The organism is Pulveribacter sp. (genome assembly GCF_032079985.1).
In the GTDB taxonomy this organism is placed as follows: Bacteria; Pseudomonadota; Gammaproteobacteria; order Burkholderiales; family Burkholderiaceae_C; genus Melaminivora.
The window spans coordinates 1-11,362 of record NZ_DAMATK010000015.1; the positions used below are offsets into that span (position 1 = coordinate 1).

The 11,362-nt window shown below is 62.3% G+C and carries 10 protein-coding genes; 2 read left to right on the top strand and 8 right to left on the bottom strand.

Features of this window, described 5'->3' with window-relative positions; genetic code table 11:
* Nucleotides 1-462 precede the first annotated feature (462 nt).
* Nucleotides 463-1,029, top strand: a complete 567-nt coding sequence (locus RT282_RS17165; protein ID WP_312759009.1) for a DUF305 domain-containing protein — start codon at nucleotides 463-465, stop codon at nucleotides 1,027-1,029.
* A gap of 48 nt (nucleotides 1,030-1,077) precedes the next feature.
* Here RT282_RS17165 and tnpC read toward each other — a convergent pair whose 3' ends face one another.
* From tnpC to RT282_RS17195, 7 genes are all read right to left on the bottom strand, one after another.
* Nucleotides 1,078-2,604, bottom strand: coding sequence for an IS66 family transposase (gene tnpC, locus RT282_RS17170; protein WP_313316242.1), 1,527 nt, complete (start codon nucleotides 2,602-2,604; stop codon nucleotides 1,078-1,080).
* A 111-nt stretch (nucleotides 2,605-2,715) separates the two neighbouring features.
* The gene (tnpB, locus tag RT282_RS17175) at nucleotides 2,716-3,048 is read right to left on the bottom strand and encodes an IS66 family insertion sequence element accessory protein TnpB (RefSeq protein WP_312759007.1); all 333 of its coding nucleotides are present in this window, start codon (nucleotides 3,046-3,048) and stop codon (nucleotides 2,716-2,718) included.
* Nucleotides 3,045-3,455 (bottom strand): transposase, encoded by a 411-nt coding sequence (locus tag RT282_RS17290; protein ID WP_376752787.1) that lies wholly within the window; start codon nucleotides 3,453-3,455, stop codon nucleotides 3,045-3,047. The genes tnpB and RT282_RS17290 overlap by 4 nt, the downstream gene beginning before the upstream one ends.
* 432 nt (nucleotides 3,456-3,887) lie before the next feature.
* Nucleotides 3,888-5,066 (bottom strand): SAVED domain-containing protein, encoded by a 1,179-nt coding sequence (locus tag RT282_RS17180; RefSeq protein ID WP_313316232.1) that lies wholly within the window; start codon nucleotides 5,064-5,066, stop codon nucleotides 3,888-3,890.
* Entirely contained in the window at nucleotides 5,053-5,541 is a 489-nt protein-coding gene (locus tag RT282_RS17185; RefSeq protein WP_313316234.1) for a Mov34/MPN/PAD-1 family protein, read from the bottom strand. Before RT282_RS17185 ends, RT282_RS17180 begins: the two co-directional genes overlap by 14 nt.
* On the bottom strand, nucleotides 5,538-7,271 hold the full coding sequence (locus RT282_RS17190) for a ThiF family adenylyltransferase (RefSeq protein ID WP_313316236.1): 1,734 nt from the start codon (nucleotides 7,269-7,271) through the stop codon (nucleotides 5,538-5,540). Before RT282_RS17190 ends, RT282_RS17185 begins: the two co-directional genes overlap by 4 nt.
* Nucleotides 7,268-8,356, bottom strand: a complete 1,089-nt coding sequence (locus tag RT282_RS17195; RefSeq protein WP_313316237.1) for a cyclic GMP-AMP synthase DncV-like nucleotidyltransferase — start codon at nucleotides 8,354-8,356, stop codon at nucleotides 7,268-7,270. The genes RT282_RS17190 and RT282_RS17195 overlap by 4 nt, the downstream gene beginning before the upstream one ends.
* A 134-nt stretch (nucleotides 8,357-8,490) precedes the next feature.
* Between RT282_RS17195 and RT282_RS17200 the strand changes: the two genes are divergently transcribed.
* Complete coding sequence (locus RT282_RS17200; protein ID WP_313316238.1) at nucleotides 8,491-9,432, top strand: WYL domain-containing protein; 942 nt, start codon at nucleotides 8,491-8,493, stop codon at nucleotides 9,430-9,432.
* 414 nt (nucleotides 9,433-9,846) lie between these two features.
* Here the strand turns inward: RT282_RS17200 and RT282_RS17205 are convergent.
* A partial coding sequence (locus tag RT282_RS17205; protein ID WP_313316240.1) for a hypothetical protein occupies nucleotides 9,847-11,362 on the bottom strand: 1,516 nt, incomplete at its 5' end.

Sequence of the window (11,362 nt, forward strand, 5' to 3'; positions counted from 1 at the left end):
CAAACTGTTCCCCAACCTCTACTTCTGACTGGCACAGGAATTCGAGGGGACTTCAAGGTGGGCTAGCCCACTACGTTGACGCTAGTCCGGACGGACTGCTTGTCGGGCAACTCGGGTTCATATGGTTGCCATTGGTGCACTTCTGCACCTTGCGATTACGAACCTCAACATGTCATGGTTGCGATCTGCGTGGTCACCGCGCCAAAAAGACTAACCACGTGTCCACGTGGCCCTGCGTCGCGAGCAGCGTAAGCAAACGGGGAAGTCAGGTTGACGACCTCTTCCCAATCTTTAGGGAGTGACCCTTACAACCGCTGGGTGGCAAGCGAAATAGAACGGAAGAGCAAAATCTGGTCGATCTCCCGGCGTCAGGGAGCGTCATTTGTCCTAGAGTTGTAAGGCGCGTGGCGTTTCCCTCGTTTCTCGAGGGTGCCTGTCTTCTACACGCAAAGAAAGGTCGTAATGCACTCTAACCAAAACACTCACTCCACAATGAAGATGGGTTGGGGCCGCTTCTTCGCGATGATCGCGACATCGACAATCGTGATGTTTCCGCTGATGTACCAATTGGTCTACAGCGCCGATCACGCCACCTTTAGCCTGACGCGGCTGGTGTCGTCAGTCGTCATGGGCTGCGTGATGGCGGTCATCATGCTGGGCTTCATGTGGAAGATGTACGCGGGGCTAAGGGCGAAGCTGGCAATCCTTGTAGGCTCCATCGTGCTGGGCGTCATCATCCTAGGGATTAACCGTCAGCAAACGTTGATCGGCGATGTCGACTTTATGAAGTCGATGATTCCGCATCACTCCATTGCCATCAACAACGCACGAAAGGCCGCCATCCGAGACCCCCGAGTACGCAAGCTTGCTGACGGCATCATCCGCGCACAGGTGATGGAGATCGCTGAAATGAAGCTGCTCGTGGACGACATCAATCAGAACGGTGTACACGGGTTGGCGACCTTGCCGCCGAGGACCGCAGACCAGACGCCTGACATGACGCCGGAGATTGAGAAGGCTGTCCGGTAGAACGAAATGTATAGCGTCCGGCCGCCGCCAGCTTGACGGCCGTCACACTCAAACTGTGTCGCCGTCCGCCAGCCGCCAACGGTGCGGCAACAGTTCCTCCACACGGCGCGCCGGCTGCGTTGGCAGCCGCTGCGATACATCCTTCAGGTAGGCATACGGGTCCAGGCCATTGAGCTTGGCCGACTGGATGAGACTCATGACTGCGGCCGCACGCTGCCCTGCCCGCAGTGAGCCCGCGAACAGCCAGTTGGACCGCCCCAGCGCAATGGGTCGTATTTGGTTCTCTACCCGGTTGTTGTCGACCGGCAGATCCGCATCGTCGATGTAGCGCGTGAGCGCCAGCCAGCGCTTCAGGCTGTAGTCGATGGCCTTGGCGGTCGCCGAGCCCTCGGGCACCTTCTGGCGCTGCGCGGTGAGCCATTGATGCAGCGCATCGGCCACCTTGCTTGAGCGCTCCTGGCGAGCGCTCCTGCGGTCGTCCGGCGCCAACTCGGCAACGAAGCGCTCGACCTTGTAGAGTTCGCCGAAGAACTTCAGCGCCTGCTCGCCGATCGGGCTGCCGTGGTTGACCCACAGCTCATGGAACTTGCGCCTGGCATGCGCGAGGCAGCCAGCCTCGGTAACGCCCAGCTCGAAGCACGCCTTGTAGCCCGAGAAGTCATCGCACACCAGGGTGCCGCGCCAGCCGTTCTCGCCGCCAAGCCCGAGGAAGGCCCGGGCGTGCTGCCCGCCGCGGCTGTCGGCGAAGTCGAACACTACTGCGCGTAGCGTGTCGAAGGCCGTCGTGCAGTAGCTCCAGAGGTACGCTCGATGCGTCTTGCCGTGCCCAGGCTTGAGCATGGCCACGGGCGTCTCGTCCGCATGCAGCACTCGGCTGCGAAGCATCTCGCTCCTGAGCGCGTCCACCAGTGGCTGCAGGTGGACGCCGCACTGGCCCACCCAGGCCGTCAGCGTCGAGCGAGGGATCGCAAGGCCCGCCCGGCCGAAGATGGCTTCCTGCCTGTACAGCGGCAGGTGATCCAGGTACTTGGCCACCAGCACCTGCGCCAGCAGCCCAGCGGTCGGTATGCCCTTATCGATGATGTGGGGCGCCACCGGGGCCTGGATCAGCGTCTCGCATCGGGCGCACACCCACTTGCCGCGCACGTGGCGCTCCACCGTGAACACACCGGGCTGGTAGTCCAGCTTCTCGGCGATGTCCTCCCCGATGCGCTTGAGCGCGCAGCCGCACGCGCAGGTGATGCTGTTCGGTTCGTGGTGGATCTCCCGACGCGGCAGATCGGCAGGAAGCGCCTGGCGCTTTGGCTGCTGCTTGCCCTGGGGTGCTGCCTTGGCCGGTGTGAGCTGCTCCAACTCCAGTTCCATCGCCGCCAGGTCTGCGTCTAGGGTGTCCTCCAGCAGATTCCTCTGTTCGGCGGTGAAGGCTTCGGACTTCGAAGCGAACTTCAGCCGCTTGAGCACGGCCATCTCGTGCGTGAGCTTGTCGATGGTGGCTTGCTTGAACGCGAGCTCGCGGTCGCGCCGATCGATCTCCAGGTCACCGGCTTCCACCCTGCCCATCAGCGAGCGCACCATCTCGCGCAGTTGCTGCGCGTCCAGGTGGTCGAGGTTGGTGGCCGTGTCGCTCACGGAAGGTGATGATGCCCCAGGACCCCCAGGCGAGCATCAGCAACTTCGGCAATTGCGCTAGATCACGCGGATCACACCGGCTTCGCCAACGCGCTGCCACGGCAGGCCCAGCACCAGGGCATCGAACTGGGCGCGGCTCAGGCTGAGCGTGGGCGCGGCGTCGTGGGGCCAGAGGAACTTGCCCTGGTGCAGCCGTCTAGCGGCCAGCCAGATCCCGATGCCGTCGTGCACCAGAACCTTCATCCGGTTGGCACGGCGGTTGGCGAACAGATAGGCGTGGTGGGGTCTGGCAGCGCCGAAGACGTGCACGACTCGCGCCAGCGCGGCTTCCGTGCCCGATCGCATGTCCAGGGGTTCGACGGCCAGCCAGACGGCTTCGACCTTGATCACCGCAGCAGATCTCGCAGCCAGCCGCCGCACTGGCTTGCCAGCGTCGCAGGCCAGGTCACCACAACGTGCACGGCGCCTCGGCGAACCTCCATGCGGATGTCGCTGGGAGGCGCAGGCGGCTCAGCCGGTGCGGGCAACTGCACTGGCACGAATCCACTGACTACAGAGCTTGGGGCGGCTTCAGGCAGTGTCTTCGGTGCATTGCTCGGTTCGTGCCTGCGTGGCTGAATCTCCGAGTCACGTACCCAGCGACGCAGCAAGTTCGCGTTGATACCGAGAGACATCGCCACAGCCGCCATAGACATCCCGGGCTGCGCAGCCAACGCAACGGCGTTGGCCTTGAACTCGTCGCTGTGCAGGCGGCGCCGACGCCGATCGCCTGGGTGCTGAGCAGAGATAGTGTCCACGTGTCCACCTAGTCTTAGTGGACACGAGCATCCTTTGCTCCTAACGCCGATTCAAGATGGGTTCACGGGACGCTTACCGAGCAGCTTGCTCATGACCGTGACTGCTCACAGATGAGACGGCCAGTTACTGCGGCCAAATGCGCGCGTTACAGGAACAGTCGTGAGGGGCTGCTCACGATCTGTTACATCCACTGAGCCTGACGCCTCGGACTGCCGCTGTGCAGCGGTTGCGCTCTTTGGAGTTTCCAAGCTCAACGCCCGATAGCTGCCGTTCAACGATTTTGCTGAGCATCGCACTCTGCAAGTCTCACGCCAAGGCTATGTCTGGGGGCTTGGCACCTCTGGCGACTCCTAACACGCTGGGTGTTCAACGCCTTGATGGGGCTCACCCGGCCTTGACGCGGAGCTTGGCCATGCAACCCGCGCACGTTACTACTTAAGCCTCAGCGCCGGTTTCCACTCAGGTGCCTGCCACTCCCAGATATGAACCTCTTCGAAGGCCTTGGGCAGCAGGGTCCTACCGATCTCGATGCTCGCTGACAGCGGCGTCGCCGGATGCACGTGCAGGACCCGAGCGCCCGCGGCGAAGAGCTGCTGAAGGAAGACGTTGAAGCTTGTGCGGAACTGCTGCACGTGCGCTTCCTTGCGGATGATGTTTCGGTCGGGCGCGACTGCTTGGAACTCGACTACGTCACGGCCAACGGGATGCTGAGCCCTGCCCGAGATGCTGACGACCACCGACACCTCACGAGGCACCGTAGGCGGCACGGTGAAGGTATAGCTGGGCTCGGGGCACGTATCACGGGTGTCCCAAAGCCACTTTTCTCCAGGCAGGTCCATGATCGCCGCCGGCGTCTTGTCGCCCACCAGCGCCCCCAGCTTCATAAGCATCGGAATCGGAGCGAAGCCGGCAATGCTCAAGTGGGCGGCCCCTCCTCGGGCGACAAGCTCAGGCCTGATGCGCTGCTCATACTGCTGCGTCAGCGCGCGCTGTGCGCCACTCCAGAAGTCGGGGTCGTTGTCCTGCAGGAAGAAGTTGCTCTGGTCAATATGGACCGCGGTAGCGGTTGGAAAACGCTTGAAATCGCTGTTCGTCAGCATCGCATACTGGATGTGACGCACGTCGATGACGGGCACGTGGGCGCCGATTGGGAACGACATCACCACGGGCATGCTTTCCTCCACCCCTGTCGCCGAATACATGCGCTCGATGCGGACCTCGTGCTCACGCTTCATGGCGCGCAGTTGTTCAGCCGTGAACTCGTTGCTCTGGCCGTGCTGGTCGATGCGCGCATGGCAGTCAAAACAGGCAAGCATGAGGTTGTTGGGGTCTGCCGCCAGCTTCTCGGATAGTCCCGGAACGCCTCGAGCACCAGCGGGGCTGTCGGCAATGATGTGAGCGTACTCCCCGACCACGCTCTTAGCCTTCTTGGTGAGAAAGTCGCGGTCTACAGGCCTGCAGCATCCGCGGAATTCACAGCGGCCGGCCGCTGCTATCCAGAGGTCGCGACGGACCGGCGCTGAGATGTAGGCGCGCGCCACCGTCCTGGTCACCGCCGCTGCCGGCACGAGCACGGAGGACGGGCTCGCCGTTGCTTTAGATTTCGGCATTCTTGGTCTCCAACTTCAGTTCGCGATATGTGCCTCGGCGGCTTAGCGTCCAGATCCGGATGCAGTCGGTGCCGACGATGGGAAAAAACAGGCGGTCACCCTCATAGGTGTCGCCGGCAACGGCCTTCTGCCAGTCGAGCTGGTCGACGCCAGAGGGCGTGGGGTCTGGCTCCGGATGCGTGTGCCATAGCCCCAGGTAGGCGGATGTGCTGTTCTCCTCCAGCCACCGCTGGCGCGCCAGCAGCTCGTGCTTGGAGGACCTGAAGAAGCCGTACCTGCTGCGGCGGTCACTGCTCTGCGGGGGCGAGACCTCGTCGACGACAACATCGCGCGAGTCCAGCAAGTGCCGACCAAGAAGAACGCCGCCAGCCTCATGGTCCCCTGAGCGATGCTGCGCGAACGCCTGCATTTGCTTAAGCGCATGTTCGACGATGATGAGTCGCTGCTTGGGCGTGACGCGATAGACGAGCTTCACGGCGCCGACTCCTTGCGCGCGCGGCAATGCGGACACGTGCGCCCTAAGACCTGCTCGGTTGCAACCTCCTCGGACGTGGTCCGCGCGAGCCGGAACCAGGGAGTTGTGCGCAAGCCCTGCTCAGCGGCGGCCTTGCCTTCGCCCACCCAGAACTTGTAGGAGGGCTGGCGCGCCACGGCGCCCGCGCCCACTGCGCTCATGGCGGACAGGATGTGTTCCGCTGCCATCAAGCCCGTGCGCCGGGACTGAATCGCGCCGTACGGCACAAACGCACCTGAACACCCGGTGAGATTGCGGGTGACCGGCTGGTTGGGCTCCAGGAAGGCCGTACGCGACGCCAGGGAAGGCTGTCCCTCGTCGTCGCGGTAGGCGCAGTTGAGGCACCCCTCCCCCTTGGTCCACATCAGCAACGAGTGGCCGCCGAGGTCGAGCGCTTCGAGCCAGGTGAACACCACCGGAAGGTCAAGTTCGCGCCCCTTGAGTGCTCGCGAAAACGACCGCTCGATGGACGGAGATCCGAATGCCAGGACGATGCCGTCGTACTGGCTGAGGTCAGCAGTCTTGAGCCACGTCTGCGCGGCCGTAGGCACCGCAGTGACATTCAAGCCCGGATAGCGCCGCTCCAGCGCCATCTTCAGTGCAGTCGGCTTATCCAGGTCGATGTACATCGGGTCAAGGACGTGTCGAAACACGTTGTCTGCCGCGTACTCATCGGGGTCCACCACCGTGAGCCTGCCGACGCCCGCCGCAGCCAGCGTGTCCACGACCACGGAACCCACAGCCCCAACGCCGAGAACAGCGATGTGCTTGTTGAGCAGCTCGAGCGAAGCGCCCCCGCGTTCGCGCATGAAGGCCGGCGTGCGCCGCCGCATGGTCAGCGGCGTCACCGGACCCTTTGGGTCGACGATGCCGCGGCTCGCGGTAAAGGACACCCCCACCAGTGAGCGCCCGCCGGCCAGGCGGGGAACCGACACCAGCAGCGCCAGGCGCTTCGGCGAGTTCTTCGACGCCCCGACCAGCTTGTCCCAGAGCTCTAACTGATCGGGCGACATGCGCTGCAGGACATCGGCGATGAAGGCGGCCGTGAGCTCGCACGGCTTCACCGGCGGCAGTCCAATCTGGTCCAAGTGGACGTAGAGCGTGCGGTGAGCTTCGAGCTTGTTCTTCTCCACCTCCCATGGGAGCTTGGCGTCGCGCTCCAGGAAGTACCAGGTCGGCTTTTTAAGGCCGAGGTGGGGAAAGCCCTTGAGCAGGCGAGCGGCGCCGTCAATCTCGAAGTACGCCCGGCCGCGAACCGACTGCGGCAGGCCCAGCCAGTACCCTTCCAGCTCGTTGAAGAACTCTGCGTAGCCAGAAGAAGCATCTGCAGCAGAGTTCTCCAGCAAATCATACGCCTTCATCGCCGCGTGCGCGACGATGTCAGCAGGGCGCTTGGGATCCAGCGACAGCCCCTGCTCATCGTCGATACAGACATATCCGCCGTAGCTGACGTGGGCCAGCAGAGAGGTCGGCGGGTCTGTTGTCACCGTCGGCAGCTGCAGGTGTTCCTCCGCGCAGTCGACGTAGACCTTCCACTGGTGCGTGCCGTTCAGCTCGATCGCCAATACGTTGGAGGTCGGGCTCGCCAGGCGCGCGACCGCGACGCCGCGCAGAGCGAACGTGGCAACCACTGCCTCGAAGGCAGCGTCGACCTTCGCGGTGTCGACCTGAACTGCAGCGGCCTCGGTCAAGCGGAATTCCCTGTGCTGATGACCGCAGCCGAGACCGCCTTGGCCGTCTCCGACTTCTCGGGCACCTTGAAGTCGTCGCCAAACTGCTTTTTCAGCAGCTTGCAAGCGTCCTCAGGCAGCTCCTCGTCGTAGGCATCGCTCAGCGCGCCGCGCAGCGACTCGAGCTTCTCCTTGAAGATCTTCATCTGCGCTGCTGTGCGCTTGGCCATCAAGTCAGTGTACGGCGCCACCGGCAGCATCACCTTCAGGCGCTCGTGCATGCCGTCGACTTGGCTCCACTCATAGGTGAACTGCCCGAGCATCGCCTCCACCCAATTCAGCATCGCCAGCAAGTCGGTGGGCTTGCCGGAGTTGTTGAAATTCGGCTTGAACCACTTCAGGGCCGCCGCCGTCAGCGCGATGCTCAGCGGCGCGCCCGAGCCCGTGAACTGCCACTGGCGCCAGCGCTTCAAGTAGCGGATGCAGCGGCGGTACTGGGCGAGTTCATCAGAGTCGCTGAAGGCGCAGCAGACGAGCTTGGTAAGAGCTTTGGGGTCGGAGACCTCCCAGATGCGGTGCTCTTCAGCGGAATTTTCCTTGCCCTTGGCCAAGTACAGCGTGCCGTTGTCGTCACGAGAGTAGACGGCCAGGTCGACGTGATACGCGACCTGGCCACCGCTGAGATAGTTCACGGTGACGCAGGGACGGCGGATGAGTACCGTGCGGAAGTTGGTGTTGACGGCGTCCCGCACCTTCTTCTTCAGCACCACCGGGTCGGGGTACTTGCTCTGGTCGCAATCGAAGATGAGACCGACGTCGATGTCGAAATTGCCGTCCAGCGGCACGACGCCCGTGTTCATGGAGTAGCTGCCCTGGTTGAAGTTCGTGAACGTGGGCACGTCATCACCGAGGTTAGCTTTCAGCGCTTTAACGATGATGTCGCGCTTCTCGCGCAAGGTGGCCTTCTCATCGTTTTCATCGAAGCAGATGGCGCTGTGGAAATCTTCGAACTGACGCTGGACTGCAGGCATCTTGGCCTCCTGTTTTTTCGAAAGAAGCCAAGACGCGAGACCTGCGAACAACCCGATGGCGATCAGGGGGTGCATGTACTTGACGAGGTGGCCGGTTGAATGGATCGCAGTGCAGCGACGTGATGATGATTAGTGTATCTAATCATTTTGATTAGTGCAAATGTGATTTTTTACAATCACATATCGCACCGCCAGATATGATGTATTCCATGAAACGTACAGAGAAGCGCTCGCAAGCACTGACGAGCCTCACGAAGACACAGCGCGAACGGCTGTCCCATATTGACTTCAAGCTGTACTTCCTTGGAGAGCTGCGACGGGCTGACGTCGTCGACCGCTTCGGGACGGGGCCTGCTGGAGCCACCCGCGATATCGCTCTGTATCGAGAACTGGCGCCGGAAAACCTTGAGCTGGACAACTCCGACAAGGTCTACCGACCCACACAGGCTTTTGAGCCGCTGTTCGAGCACAGCGCATACCGCGTGTTGACCGCTCTTACCCAGGGCTACGGTGAAGGCCTAGGTGAGCTGTTGGGTGACGAGGTTCACCCGATGCTGCGATGTGAAGTACCGTCTGCGTTGAGCCTTCCGAAGACGTCGGTGCTGGCGCCAATCACCCGCGCGATCCATCGAGGCAAGGCTGTCAGACTTCGCTACACGTCCATCGACAGTGGCCGCACCGAGCGTGAGCTTGTCCCTGTAGCCCTTGTAGACAGCGGTCTCCGCTGGCACGTGCGAGCCTTTGACCGCAGGAATCTGCAGTTCCGCGACTTCGTGCTGACCCGGATGGAGGAACCGATGGTTCTAGAGGACAGCGTCGTGCAACGCGAGGAGACTGCTGAGTTCGACCTGCAGTGGAGCCGCATCATTGAGCTGGAGCTTGTGCCGCACCCTCAGCACACGCGGCCTGAGGTTGTCCTCATGGACTACCCCTTCGCCGAAGATGGTGTGCTTCGGGTTCGTGTCCGTGCGGCCAACGCAGGCTACATGCTGCGTCGCTGGTCCGTGGACTGTTCTTTAGACCATCAGCTGCGAGGTATGGAGTACGCACTGGGCCTGCGTGACCCTCTCGTCCTGTACGGCGCAAACAACGCACGCCTGGCGCCGGGCTACAAAGACCCACGGTCGGACCGCGAAGTTAAGGCGCTATAACGATAGCCAGTCACCAGAAGCGCCCTGAACGCGACAACCACATGAAGCTCTTCATGTCGATCAGCCAAGCCAAAGGCTGCATTGCCCCGGCTTCCCCGACTACTGCGGCATTCGAACTGTGCAGGAAGTCCTAGGGTATGCGGGTGCGCCAACAACCTAGAACTACACCCGAGCTCTCAAGGTCGTTGGCGGCGCGGTAAGAAGCGCCCTGAGCTCCCGCCCCGAGACTGAACCGCTGGAAAGCAGCCGCTGGCAAAGGACGGCAATCAGCCTAGAGCTGCCAGCTGGCTCCTCATGCGACGGACTGCTCCTGGCCGACAAGAGCGAGATCGCCGGCGAACCTTGGTTCGCTCCGCGAAGGCGGCGCCGCGATCGAGCCTTGACCGTCCGATAGGTCCTGGCGCTGCGTGCGGGTCACCTCGTACCGCCGCCTACCGCCTTCAGTTGCTTCATGTGCGCGTGCTCGAAATAGAAATCCAGCGTGCCCAGCGAAGTGTGTCGAGTGTTCCACAGGGCGAGCCTCAAGGTTGCGGGCGAATCCACCCCGTCCAGAAGCACCAGGAACTGCGGAATGCTCAGGAACCAGCAGTTGAAAAATCGCGCGGCCTCGCCCCTCCCTCCCACTAATGACTGCAACTGGGCGATCTGGGTTCGAAGCTCCTCGAGCTGTGCGTTGATCTTGTCGAATTTCGCGTTGAGCGCGGGATCGACGGGGGAGTACCCCGCCGCAAGCTGCGCCTGCAGGAACTGCTGGAGCAGCGTCCGGTCCTGGAAGCCACCGTAGTCGAACAGAGTGACGGCAATGCGCTCGATCGCCCTGCCGTTGAGATCAACGCGACGGCGCTGTCCATCCTTTTCGAGGAGCAGAAAACCGTCCCGGCGGATCCTGACCTCGTGCCACCCCGCCTGTAGTTGGGCATGCAGCAAACTTGCCGCCATGTCCATGAGCAGCGCCGTGTCGGAGCCCGCCTGGGCTTTGCGCGTGAGCGGTTGCTTCTTCATCTCAATGAAGATCACCGTGTCCGGACATTCGATGACGATGTCGCATTCCCCGTGCGATCCGAGCGAATCGTCGTAATCGCCCTGCAGGGCCGCGATCCCGTGGGCGCCCAACTCCTGCCGGAGAAAATGCTCCATCTCCTCGCCGACGAGGGATTCGAAGTTCTTTAGCTTCGTCGAGCGAAGGACTGTGAACACGGCCTCGATGATGGCCGGGGCAGCCAGCGCCTTTTCGAACAGCATTAAGCCGCCATCACGGGAGGCGAGCAGCGGGCGTTCGAAAAAGTCGTGTCCGGACCGTTGTTCGCGAGGCAGTGCATCCTCCGGCGCATCGGTTGGCTTGTTGAATCGCTGGTTGGCACCCGGGAGGGCATGGCTGAAAACCTCGTCCAACGCGAATTTCACGATTCGCGCGTCGACGCCCGAACAGCGTGCGGCGATCGACGTATGGCTGATGAAGGACGAACCACGCGAGCCACCGCTCGAGAGGATCGCATTGCCTACGGCGAACAAGTCGTTGAGCGTCCAGCCGATACCCCGCTTTTGGTCCGGGTCGAGCCAACCGAGCAGGCCGCGCAACAGCTTCATGACGTCCGACGGTCGTGTCTGCGTGATCGTGAACAGCGAGTCGTACAACGCCAGCTCCTGCAGAAACGGGACGAGCGTCCACGTATCTTTGAACAGCAGTCCGAACGTGCTGTACGGCTGCACGTCGAACAGTGCGGCGTAATCCGTGCTCAGTGCGATGAGCTCGCGCCACGACCTCTCGTCACCGCGATATGGCTTTTTTCCGGAAGCATGTTTCGCGCACAACTGCAGCAGGAAATTGATCGGAATCTGCGGAATGCCTTCTCCGATCTGGGATGGGCGTCTTCCGTTGAATCGCCCCGGGTTTTCTAGACACCTCTGAGCCTCAAACCTGAGGCCCAAT